At 38.1% G+C, this 21,834-nt stretch carries 18 protein-coding genes and 1 pseudogene; 7 read left to right on the forward strand and 12 right to left on the reverse strand.

The features are described from left to right. Positions 1-111: 111 nt before the first annotated feature. The 3 genes from AAGS61_RS17225 to AAGS61_RS17235 form a co-directional block, all read right to left on the reverse strand. Entirely contained in the window at positions 112-783 is a 672-nt protein-coding gene (locus AAGS61_RS17225; RefSeq protein ID WP_391374702.1) for a DUF6946 family protein, read from the reverse strand. 73 nt (positions 784-856) lie between these two features. Further along, positions 857-1,165, reverse strand: a complete 309-nt coding sequence (locus AAGS61_RS17230) for a hypothetical protein (protein WP_391374704.1) — start codon at positions 1,163-1,165, stop codon at positions 857-859. Positions 1,166-1,363: 198 nt separating this feature from the next. Continuing rightward, entirely contained in the window at positions 1,364-1,549 is a 186-nt protein-coding gene (locus AAGS61_RS17235; RefSeq protein WP_391374707.1) for a hypothetical protein, read from the reverse strand. 145 nt (positions 1,550-1,694) lie between these two features. Between AAGS61_RS17235 and AAGS61_RS17240 the strand changes: the two are divergent. Next, positions 1,695-3,053 (forward strand): annotated as a pseudogene (locus tag AAGS61_RS17240) (IS1182 family transposase). 122 nt (positions 3,054-3,175) lie between these two features. Here AAGS61_RS17240 and AAGS61_RS17245 read toward each other — a convergent pair. Beyond that, positions 3,176-3,757, reverse strand: coding sequence for a stalk domain-containing protein (locus tag AAGS61_RS17245; protein WP_391374710.1), 582 nt, complete (start codon positions 3,755-3,757; stop codon positions 3,176-3,178). Between the two features lie 356 nt (positions 3,758-4,113). After that, on the reverse strand, positions 4,114-7,584 hold the full coding sequence (locus AAGS61_RS17250) for an S-layer homology domain-containing protein (RefSeq protein WP_391374713.1): 3,471 nt from the start codon (positions 7,582-7,584) through the stop codon (positions 4,114-4,116). A 180-nt stretch (positions 7,585-7,764) separates the two neighbouring features. On the opposite strand from AAGS61_RS17250, the gene AAGS61_RS17255 reads away from it, so the two are divergent. Continuing rightward, on the forward strand, positions 7,765-8,067 hold the full coding sequence (locus tag AAGS61_RS17255; protein ID WP_391374820.1) for a hypothetical protein: 303 nt from the start codon (positions 7,765-7,767) through the stop codon (positions 8,065-8,067). A 7-nt stretch (positions 8,068-8,074) separates the two neighbouring features. On the opposite strand, the gene rlmD is transcribed toward AAGS61_RS17255, so the two are convergent. Further along, complete coding sequence (rlmD, locus tag AAGS61_RS17260) at positions 8,075-9,439, reverse strand: 23S rRNA (uracil(1939)-C(5))-methyltransferase RlmD (RefSeq protein ID WP_391374716.1); 1,365 nt, start codon at positions 9,437-9,439, stop codon at positions 8,075-8,077. Between the two features lie 220 nt (positions 9,440-9,659). Next, positions 9,660-10,574 (reverse strand): diacylglycerol kinase, encoded by a 915-nt coding sequence (locus AAGS61_RS17265; protein ID WP_391374719.1) that lies wholly within the window; start codon positions 10,572-10,574, stop codon positions 9,660-9,662. Positions 10,575-10,849: 275 nt separating this feature from the next. On the opposite strand from AAGS61_RS17265, the gene AAGS61_RS17270 reads away from it, so the two are divergent. The 5 genes from AAGS61_RS17270 to AAGS61_RS17290 all read left to right on the forward strand — a co-directional run bounded on the left by AAGS61_RS17270 (position 10,850) and on the right by AAGS61_RS17290 (position 16,422). Continuing rightward, positions 10,850-12,493: a peptide ABC transporter substrate-binding protein gene (locus AAGS61_RS17270; protein WP_391374721.1), complete on the forward strand. Its 1,644-nt coding sequence runs from the start codon at positions 10,850-10,852 to the stop codon at positions 12,491-12,493. 103 nt (positions 12,494-12,596) lie between these two features. Beyond that, on the forward strand, positions 12,597-13,526 hold the full coding sequence (locus tag AAGS61_RS17275; protein ID WP_391374724.1) for an ABC transporter permease: 930 nt from the start codon (positions 12,597-12,599) through the stop codon (positions 13,524-13,526). Beyond that, positions 13,526-14,461, forward strand: a complete 936-nt coding sequence (locus tag AAGS61_RS17280; RefSeq protein ID WP_391374728.1) for an ABC transporter permease — start codon at positions 13,526-13,528, stop codon at positions 14,459-14,461. Before AAGS61_RS17275 ends, AAGS61_RS17280 begins: the two co-directional genes overlap by 1 nt. Before the next feature lie 13 nt (positions 14,462-14,474). After that, positions 14,475-15,527 carry an ABC transporter ATP-binding protein gene (locus AAGS61_RS17285; RefSeq protein ID WP_391374731.1) on the forward strand — a complete coding sequence of 351 codons (1,053 nt, stop codon included), beginning with the start codon at positions 14,475-14,477 and terminating at the stop codon, positions 15,525-15,527. After that, complete coding sequence (locus tag AAGS61_RS17290; protein ID WP_391374734.1) at positions 15,517-16,422, forward strand: ABC transporter ATP-binding protein; 906 nt, start codon at positions 15,517-15,519, stop codon at positions 16,420-16,422. The genes AAGS61_RS17285 and AAGS61_RS17290 overlap by 11 nt, the downstream gene beginning before the upstream one ends. Before the next feature lie 49 nt (positions 16,423-16,471). Here AAGS61_RS17290 and AAGS61_RS17295 read toward each other — a convergent pair whose 3' ends face one another. The 5 genes from AAGS61_RS17295 to AAGS61_RS17315 form a co-directional block, all read right to left on the reverse strand. Then, on the reverse strand, positions 16,472-17,029 hold the full coding sequence (locus AAGS61_RS17295) for a thioredoxin family protein (RefSeq protein ID WP_391374737.1): 558 nt from the start codon (positions 17,027-17,029) through the stop codon (positions 16,472-16,474). A gap of 96 nt (positions 17,030-17,125) precedes the next feature. After that, positions 17,126-18,571: an Asp-tRNA(Asn)/Glu-tRNA(Gln) amidotransferase subunit GatB gene (gene gatB / locus AAGS61_RS17300; RefSeq protein ID WP_391374740.1), complete on the reverse strand. Its 1,446-nt coding sequence runs from the start codon at positions 18,569-18,571 to the stop codon at positions 17,126-17,128. A gap of 2 nt (positions 18,572-18,573) precedes the next feature. Beyond that, complete coding sequence (gene gatA, locus AAGS61_RS17305; RefSeq protein ID WP_391374743.1) at positions 18,574-20,037, reverse strand: Asp-tRNA(Asn)/Glu-tRNA(Gln) amidotransferase subunit GatA; 1,464 nt, start codon at positions 20,035-20,037, stop codon at positions 18,574-18,576. Between the two features lie 19 nt (positions 20,038-20,056). Further along, positions 20,057-20,347, reverse strand: coding sequence for an Asp-tRNA(Asn)/Glu-tRNA(Gln) amidotransferase subunit GatC (gene gatC / locus AAGS61_RS17310; RefSeq protein ID WP_391374746.1), 291 nt, complete (start codon positions 20,345-20,347; stop codon positions 20,057-20,059). A gap of 309 nt (positions 20,348-20,656) precedes the next feature. Continuing rightward, the gene (locus AAGS61_RS17315; protein ID WP_391374749.1) at positions 20,657-21,826 is read right to left on the reverse strand and encodes a CamS family sex pheromone protein; all 1,170 of its coding nucleotides are present in this window, start codon (positions 21,824-21,826) and stop codon (positions 20,657-20,659) included. Between the last annotated feature and the right edge of the window lie 8 nt (positions 21,827-21,834).

Consider the following 21,834-nt stretch of genomic DNA (forward strand, 5'->3'; position numbering starts at 1 on the left):
TGCGGAATGTATGTGGCAACACATTGGTGCTGGTGGGTTTAAATATAAAGACTTAGATACTTATTTAGTAGAATCACTGTTCCATCCTAAACTCTAGCTACTTTTCCTATGTTAACGGACTTCTGTTACCCAACCAAAGTAAAGGTTTATTCCATCTAATTGGATTGGACCAACAATATTATTCTCTAAAGGAGTTAAATCGAAAAGTTTAACGAAATTTGCATAATCCTTAAACCACTTTGCTTCATGACGGAAAGAATGAACTAACATAAGAGAATTCTTTGCATTTACTTTTTTAGCCTCAATTAATGCAGATGCAGTTCTATGCAATAATTGATATCTTATCTTTGTTATATGATTCTCGTGTAACCTTAGTAAACTAAGTAAATAATTCAATCGTTTCCTTTTACCATCACTCGGGTTGTTGCCTAACCATAGGTCCACAGTTTCTCCAAATGGTTCTGATACTTTACCTTCTACCATTATTGTTAAAAGCCCATTTTTAACCTTTGCAATTACATAGAGATCATTTTGAGAACTTGCATTTCCTCCAGGTATTGCAACCTTGTATTCAGGGAACCCGTACAACATTTCAACATCATCAAATATCGGTAACTTACTCTCTTTAAATACATTTTCAACAATCATTGGTAAGTTAGCAGAGCTTTCCCAACAGTGGGCCAATTCGTAAGCAGAATATCCCTCTTTCCATTGTTTTTCTGGATCTGCAAGGAAAGCTTTCCATGATTCTGGACCTTGTGATGGAACATAGAATTTACTCATTTAAACTACCCCTTTATTTAGAATGGCTTTACCTTTTAAATGCTGTATTATGATTTAAAAATCGTATAACAGCCTATTTCTTAATCGATTTAATAGTTGCCATAATATAAACTGAGTTAACTGTAAGTGCAGTAAGTTCTTTACTTAAACCTTTTTCACCAGTTTTCCATCTCTCATAATAAGGAAAGACTTTCTCAAAATTATTCTTATATATTGAGCGAGGTATTTTTAACTTACTTGATGGTTCAATTTCTGATTTATAAACAGTCAAACATTCTCCATTTGATACTAGTTTAAAATTTAAACCTCTTTTCGTTTTAAGAACTAGAGGATTTTTCATACTTTTTGTTATTAATTTTTTCCAAACCTCTTCAGCATTCACTATTATTACTCCCTTCAAAAAATAACGAAAATTTTAATAAATAAATTCAATAAAAAAGAACGAATTCCTCTAAGAATCCGTTCTCGATTATTTATTAAACTTGTACAGCGAGAATAAAGTAGTGCAAAAAAACATGCCCTGAACCCACATTGCACCGTTGGTAATCATAATAATGTTGTGCACAAATGGGGCCTTTTCTCAATTTTTTTCCGCCAAAACATTATTATCATTCATAATAAAGTCCTGCTTTTCTCTTTCCTTCCCTCTCCCTTTCTCCTTCTTTTTTCGGGTTCTTATGAACCAGTCTTGCTTTTCCTCAAGCTTTTCTCCATCACGTTTTTTCTCGCTTTTCTTCCATCCTTTTTTCTCTTTTTCATCATGCAAAAAAGGATGGGAACTTGGTTCCCATCCTCAGACTGTAGACAAACTCGAAAATTTCGAGTTTGTCTACAGTCTTTTTTCTTTATAAAATAAAATTAAAAGATATTCTTGAAAATAAAATTAGCACTTACTACTAGAGGTGATAGATATGATGACGAAAAACCATAATCATGAACGAGATCAACTTGAGATGATCACTATTGATCAACTTGTGCCACAGGACCATCTTGTCAGAAAGCTTGAATCAGCCATTGATTTTTCTTTCATCTATCCACTAGTAGAACCACTGTATTCTACACTTGGTCGACCTAGTATAGACCCAGTTGTATTAATCAAAATGACATTTATTCAATACGTATTTGGCATTCGTTCAATGCGTCAAACTATAAAAGAAATTGAAACGAACATGGCATATCGTTGGTTTTTAGGATTTGGATTTCATTCGGAAGTACCGCACTTTTCTACCTTCGGTAAAAATTATGAACGTCGTTTTCAAGATACGGATATCTTTGAACAGATTTTCTATCGCATACTCAAAGAAATTGCTGATAAAGGTTTACTAAGTGCTGACCATATTTTCATCGATTCAACTCATGTCAAAGAGAGTGCGAATAAACGTAAATTCGAAAAGAAAATGGTACGCAAAGAGACTCGGGCATATGAAGCGAAACTTCAAGAAGAATTGAATCAAGATCGGATTGATCATGGCAAGAAACCATTCCCACCAGATAAATTTGAAAAAGAAGAGATGAAGGAAATTAAAGAAAGTACGACAGACCCTGAAAGTGGCTACTATGTAAAAGATGAACGGACTAAGCAGTTTGCTTACTCATTTCATGCAGCAGCCGATTGATATGGATTTATACTCGGATCGATTGTGACACCTGGTAATGTTCATGATAGTCATATGCTTCAACCACTTGTTGAAAAGATAATAGAAAAAGTGAAAAAGCCACTTGCTGTAGCTGCTGATGCTGCTTACAAAACACCTGCGATAACTAAATTTTTATTCGACCAAGATATTCAACCGGCACTGCCTTATACACGCCCGAAAACAAAGGAAGGATTTTTACGCAAACATGAGTATGTATACGACGAGTACTACGACTGCTACCTTTGTCCGGAAGGGCAAGTCCTTCAATACTCGACTACGACCAAAGAAGGTAAACGCCAATATAAATCAAACCCAACTCAATGTGCAACCTGTCCTTTACTGGCTCAATGTACTAATAGTAAGGATCATCGAAAAATAATTGAACGTCATATTTGGGGACATTATGTAGAGGAAGCGGATCATCTTCGTCATCAAAACGATATCAAACAAATATATGCGAGACGTAAAGAAACGATTGAACGGGTCTTTGCTGATGCGAAAGAAAAGCATGGTATGCGATGGACAACCCTACGTGGGATTAAAAAATTGTCCATGCAAGCGATGCTTACTTTTGCTGCCATGAATTTAAAAAAGCTTGCCAATTGGACATGGCAAGCTCTAGAAATAGTCTAAATTAGCATACTCGAAGAGTACTTTTACTTAAAATAAGACTGTAAAATACCCCGAAAAATATTAAAAATACAAAAGGCCTTCAGAATGAGACCATTCTGAAGGCCTTTTGTCGACAATCTGTATTAATATATCTCTATATTAATTGTATTCTCACTCTTTAAAAGTGCAACTTCAAAAACCTCACTTAACCATTCAATCGGTACTAAAATTTCTGAATCTATTATGGTTGCAGGAACTAATATTTCTACTTCTTCATCATTAATCTTTGCAGTTTGAGATGAAATTGTTAATTCTAATTTTTTATCATCTTTAGTAGCAGTAATGGTTTGAGAAATTTCATCCCAACTAATTTCTGCTCCTAAAATTAAAAATGTTAGTTCATATGGAACTAGCGTATAATCTCCCGCTACAACAGGGACATGATCAAATGACACCTTATCCTCATTAACTAAGATACTTAAAGACGGATCTTCTATAAATGAAAGAATCTCTTTCTCATTCTCTTCAATTTTCGATCCAGAAGATTCCGTTTTGTCTGATGTTGATTCATCCTTTAATACCGGTACTTCTGTTTGGCCTTCTTCGGAATGTACCTCTTCCATTGGGATTAAATTTGTATTTGTTTCATCTGACAATTCTGCTGAGATAGATGAACTAAGTAACAAACTCGCCGGAATTAAGGTAGATATGAATATTCGTTTCAAAAAAAAACTCCCCTTTCTTGTTTTCAATTGAATTGTTTAATTGGTAAATTAAAATTAACTTTGATACATCATCCAAATAAAAACACTATAAAATATAATAACTAGTAAATTAACAATAACGCAAATTACATTCAAACGCTTGGTATTACGCCAAAAACTAATAAAGATGGCTGCAATTAAAAGGCTTAATAATACACTTGGGCTATGCATATACACCATATCTTTAACAGCAGGCATAACAGGTTTTATTCGTGTGAAAAGAAATCCCCATACATGATAATAAGTTAAAATACAATAAATTATAATTTGTACAACGACATGTGTACTAATAACAATAATTGTTTTTTTCATATATATTAGAATTCGTAATTATCAAACTTGGAAATGGCATGTGCTGCACCAGGTTCACCAAATAACGCATCCCAAGTTTTTGTAAATTCTTCTTTTTTATTGTCTTGTGCCCAAACATAGAATTTCGCCAAGAAGAATGCAAGCCCTACACGATTTTTAATGATTGGCTCTTCGTAATTTCCTTTTTTATCTGTATATTCGCTTTTTTTGAACTCTTCAATTAATTCTTTTAACTCATTAAATGGTGCATCACTTACTGTTTTTGTATTATCGCTTGGATAGTTGAACATAACAGTTTCACCAACATAACCGGCTTTTAAATATTGACCAGCAATTGTAAGTAAATCATAACTTATACGATAATTTGTAATATAATCCTTATATTTTTCCTTACCGATTTCTTCTTCTGGAATTTCAGGACTTGAATATACGTCCATCTCGATTCCTAATTCACGTAAAGAGTCTTTATTAAATAGCGGAGCAGCGTTGAAAGTAGCTGTTCGTTTATAGTTGTTCTCTACTGCTTTATAAATAGCTTTAGATTTTTTAGAAGAAAGCAAATTGTTTTTCGTTAAAGTTTTATTTACAAGATGGTATGAGATAACTTGTGCATTGAAGCCCCCCAACGAATGCCCTGTAACATAAATATCACTATATAAATTATTATAGATAGCTGTTTTTGTTAATGTTAGTGCATTATCAAGTTGTGGATTATCACCATCGACAAGTACATCCAAATCAGTATTTGCCCCGTCTGTTAATTGACCTTGTATATTGTGTACGTCTGTACCTCGCTCTGCAATGACAATAGCATTTGAATAAGAATGACGGAAGACAATACCGTAGTGACCGCTAATTTCTCCGACCTCGTAGCCAATAATTTCCCAATCTTTCACTAAACCCGCCTTACTATCAAGACGAATTGCATTTTGAATGGATGTTTTAGAAACCGGTATCGGTGCTACATCCTTTGATAAATCCTCCAAACCTTTTCCTTGCTCCTCTGAATTGGCATGTTTCATAACATCTATATAAGCTAAATCAGCTAATACTACCAATGCCTCATCTGTTACATTATAAACAAGGGCTTCTCCAGGTTTTTCGGCTGAATCTATAATACCATCTCCGTCAGAATCCGCTTTATTTGGATCTGACTCAGGAGTCACATAATCCTGGTCTTTCTCAAATTTGATTTCATCGCCATCTGAAATCCCATCGCCATCTGTATCTGGATTATTTGGGTCTGTTTTAATGTAACTACCAGTCCCGGTTACGAGTCCATTAGTTTCATAATAATCAGGAATGCCATCTCCGTCAGAATCTTTCGTCAATAAAACAGAATCTTCCGCTGCAGCATCTAAGATTTTAATAAGATCATTAGCATTTTGAGCAGGGAAATAGAGTCCACCTGTATTTACTGCCATTTCAACTAATTTGGTTGCATCGTAACTGGAACCAAGTCCTACTGTGAAGACAGTAACATCTTTTTCAATAGCTACATCAATAAGATCTCTATTCCATGCGCCATCGCCATCTGTCAAGAAAATCATTAGTCGATTTGCTTCTTCATCAGAATATTGTTCAAGAGCAAGAGAAAAACCAGCTGACAAATTTGTACCACCACTATCATTAATTTTTAATAAAGCGTCGTGTAATACTTGTTTATCATTTGTCATTGATGTAAGTAATTTAGCACGGTCATCAAAATCAACAACTGCCCCTTTATCATTATCCCCCATTTTAGACACAAATGATTGAGAAGCTGTGATACGAACATCATAGCGGTCATTATAAGACATACTACCTGATGAATCGACTGCAAAAACAACTTCATTATTTAATTGTACCTTACCTTCGTCATCGATTTTTGGTATACCAACCGCTTCTTCCCAAGCACGTTCCCATATAGTCTTATCAAGAAGTGCATAGTCACTAAAGTGTTCAACGGCTACAGTAACGCTATTCGTTTCTGAATCGTGTACTTGATTAGGCACTTCTTCCAACGCTTTTTTATCTTCGTTATAATAATAAATCGTTGGCTCAAAATCTTCAGTTATGACTGATTCATCATAATAAAATCTCATTTCAGCAGTCTCAAAATCAATATCAGTATTGAAAGAATAAGCATTTCCAATTAATCCTGGAATACTGTTATTTAGTACTGGATGGGAAGTTGAAATTGGTTGAACTTCTGTTGTTGTAGAATCTTTTGCTGCGCTTTTAATTGTTACAGTTGGATAAGTTGGTTCGGCCTTTAAGTAAGTACCTGGGCTTGTTTCAACTTCAATGATTTCATCACCATCAAGAATACCATTACCATTTGTATCAGGGGTTAGAGGATTAAAATTAACACCATCTTCCTCTGAATCTAGTAAACCATCATTATCTGTATCATCTGCTAATGGATTTGTACCATTTGCGACTTCTTCTCCATCAAGCAATGAGTCGTCGTCAGTATCTTTATTAAATGGATTAGTTCCTTTTTCAATTTCTTGCAAGTTAGTCAGACCATCCTCATCTGCATCTTTTAACCCATCGTTTATACCACTATTATCTGTATCTGCAAGAATTGGAGAATATATTCTACTTGTATATTCGAAGTAATCATCTAAACCGTCACCGTCTGTATCCTTCTTTTTCGCGTCAGTTTTAAGAATTGCTTCTTCTTCATCTGTTAATCCATCGCCATCCGTATCCACATCTGGTTTAGGTGTTGGATCCGGTGTTGGATTCGGTGTTGGATTCGGTGTTGGATTCGGTGTTGGATTCGGTGTTGGATTCGGTGTTGGATTCGGTTTTGGATCCAGAACAGGTACTACTGGTTCAGGGATTTCTTCTTTCCCTTCATTTAATATTGTAGTTTTATTTTTTAAGAAGCGACTTAGCATTACTGCGAAATGTGCTCTCGTAATATTATTATTCGGTTTAAATGATTTGTCTCCATAACCTGTAATAATTCCATGAGATGCTAAAATACGCACGTAACTTGAATACCAATCATTATCATTAACGTCTATAAATGATATTTCTTTTTCTTTATTTAATGGAATTTTATATGTTTCAACTAAAATTTTCGCGAATTGCGCACGAGTCAAATTACCCGCACTATCAAATGTTCCATCCGTTTTCCCAGACATAATGCCTAATGCAGTTGCTTGAGCAATATAGTCATAACCATAGCCCCCTTTTTTTACATCCTTATATTTGATATCAGGAATATTAGAGTTATCTGGTTTAATGTCACGTAATAATATTGTGATTGCTTGTAATCTTGTAATATTATTATTTGGTTTAAACGTTCCGTCAGAGTAACCATTGATTAAGCCTTTTTCAACTAAAAAACTAATTTCCTCTTTATACTGTTGAACATCTTTAAACTTTGTGCTGTATGAAGAAGTATTACTTTCCGCATAAGCAGTTGGCGTAATCGCATAAGCAATTAAGGCAGCACTTGTTATTATCTTCGCTCTTTTCAACTAAATACCTCCATTTTTACTATTTTTATACATTAATAGGTTGTACAATTACAATAGTCCCACAGCGTTTAAATATAGTCAATATATTTATATTTTTACTTTTTTTTGCATATATATCAGTTTCATAACTCGATTTTTTCAAGAGCTTACACTATCTAGATTCTTTGATTATGGTATAAATTGTCCAAAGAACGTACAGCCGTTGAACGCGTGAATACCTACTTAAAAGAATATTTCCAATTAAATTATATCCGCCACCGAACAGGTAGAAAAGCCAAGCTCTATTTCCAACTGGTGATTCTATTCTACATTCATACCCCATCAATTTTAGCTCGCTTCATCAAAGTAATAAAAGTAAAAGCAGAAGGTTTAGAAGTACATTATCGCACTTCTAAACCTTCTGCTTTTTATGTTTCAACAAATATTAAGTTAGGTATACCAAAGAATCATCCTAACAAAGCATACGTCGAAAAACACACTTAAATTAGGTTTAGTCAGCTATTTCGAGCCACGCACAGCATTCAACGTGCGTCGTATGCGGGAACATATCGACCGGTTGAATTTCTTGTGTTTTGTAGCCACCGTCTTCTAGAATGCGAAGGTCGCGGGCTAGTGTGGCTGGATTGCAGGATACGTAGACGACACGCTTTGGTTTTTGCTCAATAATCGTGTTAAGTAGTGCCTCGTCACAGCCTTTACGTGGTGGGTCCACTACAAGGACATCTGCTTCCTTGCCTTCCTTGTACCAGCGTGGAATGACTTCTTCAGCCGGGCCGGCTTCAAAATACGTATTCGTAAAGCCATTGAGTTCGGCGTTGCGTTTTGCATCCTCAATTGCTTGCGGAACGATTTCAACGCCCATGACAAAGCCTGCTTTTTGCGCTAAAAATAGGGAGATAGAGCCGATCCCGCAGTAAGCATCGATGACACGCTCATTGCCTTCTAGCTGTGCATAGTCAAGTGCTTGCTTGTATAGCACTTCTGTTTGTTCAGGGTTTACTTGATAAAACGAACGGGCTGAAATTTCAAAACGGACATCACCAATTCGATCTTCAATCGACTCTTTGCCCCATAATGTAATCGTTGTATCACCAAAGATTACATTTGTTTTCTCGCCATTTATATTTTGAACGATAGATGTCACATTTGGTACAAGACGCTGAATCACTTCGATTGTCACTTCTTTTTGCGGAAATTTACGTGATTTTGTCACAAGCACGACCATTACTTCATTTGTTGCACGCCCTTTTCGTACCACGACATGACGTAGTTGACCACTATGTGATGCCTCATTGTACGGCTGGATGCCTAGTTTTGCGAGTTCTTTTTTAAGTCCCGCTAAAATCGCATCGGCTTCTCCTGTTTGAATCAGGCAACGTTCCATATCCACAATGTTATGGGACTTTGTTTTGTAAAAGCCTGCAATCGCTGCTTCTTCTCCTTGTGCAAATGGAATTTGTGCTTTATTGCGGTAACTCCAAGGATTGTCCATTCCCTTTACTGGATGCACGGTTGCGTCAATTTTGCCGAGGCGTTTCATGACGTTTTCGACCATCTTTTGTTTCCATTTCAGTTGTCCTTCGTACGAGAGGTGCTGTAATTGGCAGCCGCCACATTGCTTGAAGTATTCGCACGGTGCTTCTACTCGGTCTGGCGATGGCTCAATTATGTTGATTACTTTGGCAAAGCCGTAGTTTTTTAATGTTTTTAATACATGCACTTCTACCGTTTCTTGAGGCAGTGCCCCTTGGATGAATAACGGATAGCCATCGACTTTCGCTACACCATTCCCATCGTGTGTTAAATCTTCTATATAAACTGTTGCACGGTCATTCTTTTTTACCGGTGCGCTCATAAAAATTCGCCCCCTCATTTCAATTCTTCTATTGTAGCATGCGCATTGAAAAAGTGCATTTTTATAATCAATTGGAGTGATTTCGTTGGTTTTGATCAGATACAGCGGTCTTTTGCTCGGATAACCGATTATTTTACTCCAGCCGCCTGTTTTGAATCGGATCTCTCCGTCCAACGACAAAAAAGCTTGCAAAACATAGATGTTTTACAAGCCTTTTTTGTTAGACACGATCAATGTCGCGAATTTCATTGATTGGTACAAACACTTCGATATGGCGTTTTAAGTTGACGAATTCGGCTGGTGCATCGCCACCGTATTCACCATCTAAATTTAAATGGATCTCTGCGTTTGTCGTGACTTTTACACGCTTTGCTTTACGATAAATGACGCGAGGATCATTTAAATGCTCCCCTCTCGCAGCAAGAGTAATAATCCGTCCAAACTCCGGTAATGAGCATTCCTCTAAAGCCATCACTGTAAAGTAGCCATCATTAATCGAGGCATCAGGGGCAATACGCTCAAAGCCACCAACTGAATTCGTGAGTGCACATAAGAACATCATCTTGTTTCCATCGAACACCTCATCATCCAGCTCAAGACGCATATGGGTTGCTTTAATGGACGGGATCATTTCAATGCCTTTAATGTAATAGGCAACCGGTCCAAGAATCGTTTTCATCTTACTCGTGACTTCATATGTCAGCTCTGTTAAGCGACCACCTGCTGCGATATTAATAAAATACTTTTCGTTATTCATTAAACCGACATCCACCGGAATCGTGTCGCCTGCCAGTATAATGTCGACAGCCTCATCAATTTTGCGTGGAATGTGGACAGCACGCGCAAAGTCATTTGTCGTCCCCATTGGAATAAGGCCAACCTTTGGACGATTCTCACATTGGCTAATACCTGCAACGACTTCATTTAATGTTCCATCACCACCAACAGCAATGACGATATCAAAACCACGTTCTACTGCACTTTTGGCTGCATTGGTCGCATCACCTTCACCAGTTGTAGCATGACAAGATGTTTCATAGCCTGCTACTTCTAGCTTTTCTAATACTTCTGGCAAGTGTTTTTTAAACGCTTCCCGTCCAGATGTAGGGTTATAAATTATTCTAGCTCTTTTCATTTTCATCATCTCACAAGTTTATTTTCTTTATACTATTTACGATATTTTACAAAAAAAGTTGCACTCTATTCATAATCTTAATTTTACTGTAATACAATTAATTTTAATACTATACAATTTTCTATTATGGGTATTTTTAAATATTTTTTATACCCTACTGAATTTCCATTTTTATAAAAACTCTTCAAACTAGATTCTCTTTTTTAGAAATTCGAATATATCCGTATTCTTTTTTCTGAAAATTGATTCAACTATAAATTTAAGGAGGGCATTCTATGAAATGGAACAAGTTTTTACTGTTGTTTATGGTACTAACCTTTGCTGCTATTCTTGTTGCTTGTAACTCTGATGGAGAAGAGACAACAGACAAGGACACAGATGATGGGACAACAACAGAAGCACCGGCCGAAAAAGAGTTGAACTTATTAGTTGCTTCAGAACCACCATCCCTGCATCCACAGCTAGCCACAGATACAACTTCAGGGTTAATTCTTCAAAATGTATTTGAAGGATTAGTTACACTCGTTGATGGTGAGCCTGAGTTAACAGGGGCGGAAGATTTCAAAGTTAGTGATGATTTATTGACGTATACGTTCACTTTACGTGACGCAAAATGGTCAAATGGTGACCCCGTCACTGCTGAGGATTATGCCTATGCTTGGATGTTTGCATTAAATCCTGAAAACGCATCGGAATATGCCTCGATTCTTTACCCGATTAAGGGGGCAGAAGCATATAACTTAGAACAAGGGACAGCAGAAGATGTTGGCATTAACGTCATTGATCCAAAAACGATTGAAATTACGTTAGAAGCACCGACGCCTTACTTCTTAGAATTAGTTGCTTTCAAAACGTATTATCCTATTCACAAAGCGACTGCTGAAGCGAATTCAAAATGGTATACTGAAGCAGAAGGCTATGTATCAAACGGTGCATTTACATTAGCTGACTGGCAGCATAGTGGTTCGATGATGTTAAAGAAAAATGAGCAATATTGGGACGCAGCAACAGTCAAGTTATCCACAGTCAATATCGAAATGGTTGAATCTGAAGTAACGCAAATTACGAAGTTTGATTCTGGTGAAATTGATTTCTTAGGTTCTTCTTTTGGTGCGATTTCTTTAGATGCTATTGAGCGTTTAAAATCTGAGGATGCATTACAGATTGTGGACTATACAGGCGTCTATATGTATAAGTTCAATACGACAGATAAAGTTATGTCTAACGTAAATATCCGAAAAGCGCTAACACTAGCCATTGACCGTACAAACTTATTAAAAAACATTACAAAAGGTGAGCAAGTACCGGCGTTTGGCTTAGTACCAAATTCCGTTGAAGGATTTGGTGATGATGCCGGTTACTACAAGGATAATGATATTGAAGGGGCAAAGGCTGCTTTAGCGGAAGGCTTAAAGGAGCTTGGTTTATCTGATCCAAGTGAACTTGAAATCACGCTTTCCTTCAATACAAGTGAAGCACACTCTGCGATTGCCCAATTCATTCAAGAGGGCTGGTCGAAAAACTTAGGCATTAAAGTCAAGTTAGATAATGCGGAGTGGCAAGTGTATTTAGATAAGCTGACGAATTTAGATTATCAAATTGGGCGTTTAGGTTGGATTGCGGACTACAACGATGCCTACACATTTTTAGAGCAATACGACTCTGCTAAAAACGGGAATAATGATACGGGCTGGGAAAATCCTGAGTACACAAAATTATTAACTCAATCTAAAACGGAAACGGACCCTGCCAAACGTTTAGAGCTTTTATTACAAGCAGAAGAAATTTTCATGGCGGAATTACCGGTAGCACCAATCTATTACTATACTAATCTTTATGTAAAACAAGATTATGTACAAAATATGAAGCCTGATGTATTAGGCAATATTAACTTAAAATACGTTGATATTACAAAATAATAGTTAACGTGTCAGAAGTATACAGAAAGGCTGCGAATAATCGAGCAATCGGTTCAGGCAGCCTTTCTTATGTTATAAAAATAAATAACGAGGAGGTCATAAAATGCTACATTATATTGTGAAGCGTCTCGTTTATATTTTATTAGCCTTATTTTTAATTATTACTGCGACGTTCTTTTTAATGAAATTAGCCCCTGGTAGTCCTTTTGCTAGTGAACGTGACTTTCCCCCCGCTATTGAAGAAAAGTTAAATGCGAAATACGGTTTAGATAATCCTTGGTACATCCAATATAAAGATTATTTGATTTCCACGCTGACATTCGATTTTGGTGAATCGATGAAATATAAAGGTCGTTCGACAAATGACATTATTTTCGAAAGCTTCCCTATTTCGTTCATGCTTGGTATTGAAGCGATGCTACTCGCGATATCATTCGGGATTTTATTAGGCATTATTTCTGCACTTTATCACAATAAATTACCTGATTATATTTCAACGATTATTGCCATTTTAGGCATTTCTGTTCCGTCCTTTATTTTAGCAGGTTTATTACAATACTATTTATCTTTTAAACTTCATTTGTTCCCTGTAAGTGGTTGGAAAGGTTTTACGTATAGTATTTTACCTGCCACAGCGATTGCACTCACGCAGGCAGGGTTTATCGCCAAGCTTACTCGTTCTAGCATGCTCGAACATAAACATAGTGATTATGTAAAGCTCGCACGTGCCAAGGGAATTGGCAAATGGGCCACCGTTTTCAAGCATACACTTCGTAACGCTTTATTACCTGTCGTCACCTATTTAGGACCATTAACTGCCGCTGTCGTTACAGGAAGCTTTATCATCGAACATATTTTTGCGATTCCCGGTTTAGGTCGTCATTTTGTTACGAGTATTACGAATCGTGATTACACGGTCATTATGGGCACCACTGTTTTTTACTCCATCATTCTACTTTTCTGTGTATTAATCATTGATATTTTATATAGCGTAATCGACCCCCGAATTAAACTGAAGGGAGCGAAAAAATAATGGCTAAACACAATCCTGATAGCGATCACTTTTCACCAGAAATGTTTCACATTGTTGGTAGCCGCATTCATGAGGCTGACAAGCTTTCTGAGAAATCGGTGTCCTTTTGGAAGGAAGTCATGCTCCGTTTTTCTCAAAATAAACTCGCCATTTTAGGATTAATCTTTTTAATATTGATTGGGCTAATGGCTATTTTCGTTCCTATTTTTTCTCCTTATAAATATAGTGATCAATTAGGACTTTATAATAGTGCCCCTTCTGCTACGCATTGGTTCGGTACGGATGATTTAGCTCGTGATATGTTTGTCCGTGTCTGGTATGGGGCTCGCATTTCTTTATTTATAGGCTTAGCTGCTGCCTTTATCGATTTAATTATCGGTGTTTTATGGGGAAGTATTGCAGGTCTAGCTGGAGGGCGTATCGATAATATGATGATGCGTATTGCTGATGTGTTAACCGCTGTCCCTCACTTACTCGTTGTCATTATTTTACTAGTCATCATGGAGCCAGGGTTAGTTCCTATGATTATTGCGCTATCGATTACAGGCTGGATCAATATGGCACGTATTGTACGCGGTGAAGTGTTATCCATTAAAAACCAAGAATATGTATTGGCCTCGCGTACTTTAGGTGCAGGTAAATGGCATTTAATCAAACGACATTTAATTCCAAATGCGCTTGGTGCCATTTTAGTGACAATGACCTTAACGGTGCCTGTTGCCATTTTTACAGAGGCATTTTTAAGCTATTTAGGCTTAGGTGTTAGTCTTCCAAAAGCAAGCTGGGGAACGATGGCATCAGAAGGAAGTAAAGCTTTACTATCTGCACCGTGGCGGTTATTCTTCCCTGCTTTCTTTATTTCGTTAACCATTTTTGCATTTAATGCCGTTGGAGACGGTCTTCGTGATGCACTAGATCCGAAATTACGAAAATAAAGGGGGAGTTGTAATGAATAAACTACTGGAAGTAAAAGACTTACACATCCATTTTAAAACATTTGCCGGCATCGTTCAGGCGGTACGCGGTGTTAACTTTGAACTAAAAGAAGGAGAAACACTTGCGATTGTCGGAGAATCTGGTTCTGGCAAAAGTGTCACGAGTAATGCCTTAATGAAGCTCATTCCACAGCCTCCTGGGATGTATAAAGGTGGTCAAATACTGTTTCAAGGGCGAAACTTAGTTCAACTAACGGAAAAGGAAATGTCAAAAATTCGTGGAAAAGACATGGCGATGATTTTCCAGGATCCGATGACCGCGCTAAATCCTACAATGCGTGTCGGTCGTCAAATTACAGAGGTGCTATTAAAGCATCAAAAAATTTCGCGTCGTGCTGCGAAAATGCGAGCGATTGAATTATTATCACAAGTCGGCATTCCACTCCCTGAAAAGCGTTTTCGCCAGTATCCACATGAACTAAGTGGTGGGATGCGCCAGCGTGTTGTGATTGCGATTGCATTAGCAGCAGACCCAAAACTGTTAATTGCCGATGAACCAACTACGGCACTAGATGTGACGATTCAAGCGCAAATTTTAGAACTCATGAAGGAAATCCAAAAAAAGAAGCATACGTCGATTATTTTTATTACACATGATTTAGGCGTTGTGGCGAACGTAGCAGATCGCGTCGCTGTGATGTATGCTGGGCAAATTGTGGAGTACGGCACCGTAAATGACATATTTTACAATCCGCAGCATCCCTATACGTGGGGCTTACTCGGTTCCATGCCTGATTTAAATAATGCCTCAGATGAGCTATTACGCGCCATTCCAGGCTCCCCTCCTAATTTGATTGATCCACCGGAAGGAGACGCCTTTGCTCCGCGGAATGAGTTTGCACTTGCCATTGATTATGTACAGGAGCCACCGATGTTTCAAGTGTCGGATACGCATTTTGCTAAAACATGGTTATTACATCCAAAGGCACCGAAAATTCCAATACCGCCTCTAGTTGCTAGGCGTATTGAGGGCTATTTGCAGGAGGCGAAAAAGGATGCCGAATAAAATTTTAGAGGTAAAAAACTTAAAGCTATACTTCGGCACAAAGAAACAGCCGATTAAAGCGGTGGATGGGATAAGCTTTGATGTGTATGAAGGAGAGACACTTGGACTGGTTGGTGAATCGGGTTGTGGTAAATCAACAACAGGTCGTTCCATTATTCGCCTTTATGATATGACAGACGGCGAAATTATTTTTAAGGGGAAAAACGTGAGTGCCATTCAATCTAAAAAGGAATTAAGGCAGTTTAACCGTGACATGCAAATGATTTTTCAAGACCCTTATGCCTCATTAAATCCTCGTATGACAGCAGGTGAAGTGATAGGCGAGGCATTTGATATTCATGGACTGTATAAAAATAAAGCAGAGCGGGCTAACAAAATTGCTTCATTGTTAGAGGCTGTAGGGTTAAATCGTGAGCATGCGAATCGTTATGCGCATGAGTTTTCTGGTGGGCAGCGGCAGCGTATCGGAATTGCCCGTGCGCTTAGCTTGAATCCTAGCTTTATTATTGCAGATGAGCCGATTTCAGCACTAGATGTCTCCATTCAAGCACAAGTCGTTAATTTATTAAAGCAACTTCAGAAGGAGCTGAAATTAACGTATTTATTTATTGCCCATGATCTGTCGATGGTGAAATACATTAGCGACCGAATTGCGGTTATGTATAGAGGAAAAATCGTGGAGCTAGGTCCTGCAGAGGAAATTTACCATCGCCCGATTCATCCATATACGCAATCATTATTATCAGCTGTGCCTCAACCAGATCCACTATTCGAAAGTCGTCGTCAGCGAATCCCCTATGAGCATGAAGAAACGACTGCAAGAGAAAGCATGCACGAGGTTCGTCCTCACCATTTTGTTTATGGGGCAGAGGAGCAAATTAAAAAGTGGCGTTAAAGTAATTCCCCATTCACCGAAAATAGTGAATGGGGGGATTTTACATTTTCTAGACTAATGCCGCTGTCACTTGTTTTTTGAAATCCTCATAAACATACGACCAAAGCTTGCCATCATTTGCATATTGCTGAAGTAAATTTTTATACAAATCCTTTTGTGCTTCCTCAAAGGTTGGGTCATCCTTTTGTGGTAGACCTGCTCGCGCCTCTTGTACCATCTGCTGTAATTCAGGTGCACGTGGCCCCCATTTCGCCACAATGTCCCCTGCTTCATTTAACAATAAGTAAATCGGAATCGCCCGTCCACCATTCGTTAAATGACGATCAATTAACTCGGTATCCGCATCACGAAGAGCTGTACGCATCTCCATGTCTGCTGCTTCTGCTACTTTTCGGATAATTGGATTATTCAGCATCGCATCGCCGCACCAATCTTCGGTAATCGTTAAAATGTGCAGATTTTTTTCCTTTAAGCGCTGAATAAAATCGTCATTTGGCACGTCAAATTGCTGATAAATCGCCATGCTTTGTTCTTTGAATTGCGACATATTGTCCATATAACTTGCAATCGATCTCGCTTCTTCAAAATATTGTTGTTCTGTTTTCACGTGAAATCCCCCCTACTGTTATTCATTATAAACAATCTTTCATTTTTAGCGAAAGAAAAAGAACAGTCACGATTGCTCGTCACTGTTCTTTCATCATTAGCGTTTGTTGATTTCTTCTAATAAAATCTCGTTTGTTAATTGTGGGTTTGCTTGACCTTTGGAAGCTTTCATAATTTGACCAAGAAGCGCTTTTAATGCACGCTCTTTGCCGTCTTTATAGTCTGCTACTGATTTTTCATCGTTATCCAACGCTTGTGTAACGAAACCACGGATCACTTCTGGATCAGAAATTTGTACTAAGCCTTTTTCTTTCACGATTTTCGCAGCATCGCCACCGTTTGTTACTAACTCCGTGAATACTTTCTTCGCAATTTTAGAAGAAATTGTACCATTAGAAATTAATTTCACCATACCTGCAAGGTTTTCTGGCGTAAGCGCTGTTTCACTAATTTCTTTTTGCTCTGCGTTTAAGTAAGCAGAAACGTCACCCATTAACCAGTTAGCAGAAAGTTTCGCATCTGCACCAGCTACTACCATTGCATCGAAGAAATCAGAAATCTCTTTGTTAATAACAAGTACAGCTGCATCGTAAGCTGTTAAGCCAAGCTCTGCTTCGTAGCGTGCTTTACGCGCATCTGGAAGTTCTGGAATCGACGCTTTAATACGTTCAACCCACTCATCCGAAATTGAAAGACGTACTAAATCTGGCTCTGGGAAGTAACGGTAATCGTCTGTTCCTTCTTTTACACGCATCAGGATTGTTTTACCTGTTTTCTCATCAAAACGACGTGTTTCTTGCTCGATGACACCACCAGCCATTAATACTTCTGCTTGGCGGATTTCTTCGTGCTCTAAGCCTCTACGTACGAAGTTGAATGAGTTTAAGTTTTTCAGCTCTGTTTTTGTACCGAACTCTTCTTGACCATAAGGACGTAAAGAAATGTTCGCGTCACAACGTAGAGAACCTTCTTCCATTTTACAGTCAGAAACGCCTGTATATTGGATAATTGATTTTAGTTTTTCAAGGTATGCATACGCTTCGTCTGGTGTGCGGATGTCTGGCTCTGAAACGATCTCCACAAGTGGTGTCCCTTGACGGTTGAAGTCTACTAATGAATAGCCATCACCATGTGTTAATTTACCCGCATCTTCTTCCATGTGAAGACGTGTAATACCGATTTTTTTTGTGTAGCCTGGTGTTTCACCTTTAGCTGGAATTTCAATTTCAATCCAGCCGTTTTTCCCGATTGGCTTATCAAATTGAGAAATTTGGTATGCTTTCGGATTGTCTGGATAGAAGTAGTTTTTACGATCGAATTTTGTTTCTTGCTCGATTTCCATGTTTAAAGCAAGAGATGCTTTCATTGCGAAATCTACAACGTTTTTATTTAACACAGGTAATACACCTGGGTAACCAAGGTCGATTACTGTTGTGTTTGTATTTGGCTCAGCACCAAAGTGATTTGGTGAAGATGAGAAGATTTTTGAGTTTGTTTTTAACTCAACGTGTACTTCTAAACCAACGACTGTTTCAAAGTTCATGATTATTTCCCCTCCCATAGAGCTGGAGTTTGCTTATGGAAGTCTGTTGCTTGCTCATAAGCATATGCTGCACGGTAAATTGTTTCTTCATCGAAGTGTTTACCGATAATTTGTAAGCCTAGTGGTAAACCGTTTTCGAAACCACATGGAATCGAAATCGCTGGTACACCTGCTAAGTTGATTGGAATTGTTAAAATATCGTTTGCGTACATTGTTAACGGATCATTTACGTTTTCACCGATTTGGAATGCTGGTGTTGGCGCAGTTGGTCCAATAATCACGTCATAGTTTTCAAATACTTTGTCGTAATCTGCTTTGATTAATGTACGAACTTGTTGTGCTTTTTTGTAGTATGCATCGTACGTCCCTGCTGATAAAGAGTATGTACCAAGCATGATACGACGTTTTACTTCATCACCGAAGCCTTGTGCACGTGTTTCTTTGTAAAGCTCCATTAAGTTTTTCACGCCTTCAGCACGGAAGCCGTAACGGATACCGTCGAAGCGAGAAAGGTTTGATGATGCTTCTGAAGATGAAAGAATGTAGTAAGCAGCTAGTGCGTATTTTGAGTGTGGAAGAGATACTTCTTCTACTGTTGCACCTAGTGATTTTAATACTTCTAATGCATCTAGCACAGACTGACGTGCTGCTTCGCCAACGCCTTCGCCAAGGAATTCTTTTGGTACAGCGATACGAAGACCTTTAATGTCGCCGTTTAGCGCTGCTGCGTAGTTTGGTACTGGTACGTTTGCTGAAGTAGAGTCGTGTTCATCCACACCAGAAATCGCTTCTAATAATAAAGCATTGTCACGTACATTGCGTGTAATTGGTCCGATTTGGTCCAGTGAAGATGCGAATGCGACTAAACCAAAACGAGATACACGACCGTATGTAGGCTTCATCCCTACAACACCGCAGTATGCTGCTGGTTGGCGGATTGAACCACCTGTATCTGAACCAAGTGAGAATGGTACTTCACCTGCTGCTACAGCTGCTGCCGATGCACCTGAAGAACCGCCTGGTACGTGGTTTAAATGCCAAGGATTTTTTGTTGTTTTGTATGCTGAGTTTTCGTTAGAAGAACCCATCGCAAATTCGTCCATGTTTAATTTACCGATTGTCACCATACCTGCTTCGCGCAGTTTTTTCACAACCGTTGCATCGTAAATTGGCATGAAGCCTTCTAAAATTTTAGAAGCACATGTTGTTTCTAAGCCTTCTGTTACGATATTATCTTTTACCCCGATAGGAAGACCGAAAAGTGGTCCACGCTCTTCAAAAGGTACTTGATCTAATTCTTTGCTTATCGCTGTTGCTTGCTCTTTATTTAATGCTAAAAACGCTTGTACATCGCCGTCTAATGTTTCTACACGGTCGAATGCTTCTTTTGTTAACTCAGCGATTGTTAGTTCACCGTTATGTAGGCTTTCTTGCAATTCTTTCGCTGAACGCTCAAATAATGTCATGCGGTGCGCCTCCTATTGATTAGTCTAAAATTGATGGTACTTTGACTTGACCAGCTTCTTGCTCTTTTACGTTTAACATCATTTGTTCACGCGGTAGACCATTGCCAGCTACGTCTTCACGTAGTACGTTAACAAGTGGTAACACGTGTGATGTTGGTTCAACGTTTGTCGTATCTAGCTCATTTAGCTGCTCTGCAAAGTCTGTAATCTTTCCTAGTTGTTCAGCAAATTTTTCTGCTTCTTCCTCAGTAATTGCTAGTCGTGCTAAATGCGCTACGTGCTTTACTTCTTCTTTTGTTAATTTTGCCATGTTTACACCTCCAAATATAGAAAACATATCCGCTAAAAATCAGCCAGGAACATATCTTATTTTAGCGAATATTTCACATACTGCCTCCATTACAGAAGCATGTATTACTTTTATTTATAAAGTTAGGCTCAATCAGATAACCACGCCCATAATGATACCATTTTTGATTTTAAAAATCACAATTTTGTTCAAAATTCCACAAACTACAACGAATGTCTGTCGTATAATTGTCAATTTGTGATACTACAGCACGAAAGGAGTCATCTCACACGATTATGAGACAACTCCTTTGAGCAATTAGTCGACACATTAATCATAAATATGAACGAACGGCTCATCCTCATTTGCTTCTTTTTTAATGAGCGCTTCCGCTCCGTTTGATGATGTAATCGTTACTGTAGTTTGTACATCCCTCGGTAAATACTTCAGCATCGTGCCTGTCAAATATTGCGTAAAGCCAATAATTTCTGTTGTCCCATAAAACTGAATCGGTACTTCAATATTCAATTTCACTAATCCATTATTTTGATAGAATCCTGTGCCAATTACACTTGTAAAATTGGAGAAGTATTTATCAATATCGTGTTTAAATTTTTGAAAGTCATCATTCGTTTCACGGTAAATGTCTTGAGGTGAAGACATCGGGAATGTCACGTATTTTTCATTAATACTTGTCCAGTCTCCTAGTTTCGATGAATTAGCCTCTGCTACGTTATAAGCAAAATATGTGCCTGGCACGATCGCATTACGTGCTTCCTGCTTAAACAATCCGATAAAAATCGGCACATCTGCGAGCTCTGAGCGTTGACGTAAGCGATTGACTACTTCTTGTGCCAGCTCTTTTCCAACCTTCTCTAACTGTTTTTCATCAATCGTTTGCTCATAGTATTCACCGTATTGCTCTTTTTGATAATAATAAATTGAATTTAATGCTAGACCAATTGAAATCCCGCCAAGCGTTACTTTATTTTCATCTGTTTTTTTCAAATAGTTTTGCTCAACTAGATGGGCTAAATAAACCGGTGCTTTTTCGGCTTTGACAACGGCATCCAGTTCATTGCCACTCGCATCTAGACTGGACGGATTTAAGCCACGGTATTCAGGTCCTTTATCCATCGTTTGATTTTCCCTTGCTAACCAGTAACGTACTGTTTCTTCTGAAAGGTATTGTCCCTCTTGGAAATAGTAATCATCTGTATTAAATTCATTTTGCGAAAGGCGCATAAGCCCGGTTTCCACTTCATTCATATCGTACTTTGTATAAAGATTAGAGACCACTAACCCACGGCTTGCACTTTCTTTATATGGAACTAATGTTTTATAATAATGATCGCTTAATGGAAGGTTTGGGATAATCGTTGTTTCAACGTCAGCTTGATCGGATTCCTGTACGACTTCTTCATCTGGATTAATAGATGGTGTACAGCCTGCTAGCATTGCGCCTGCTACGATTGCTGAAATCCAGCGAAATCGCTTCATGATAGGTA

This window comes from Lysinibacillus sp. KU-BSD001 (assembly GCF_042920265.1).
Taxonomy (GTDB): Bacteria; Bacillota; Bacilli; order Bacillales_A; family Planococcaceae; genus Lysinibacillus_B.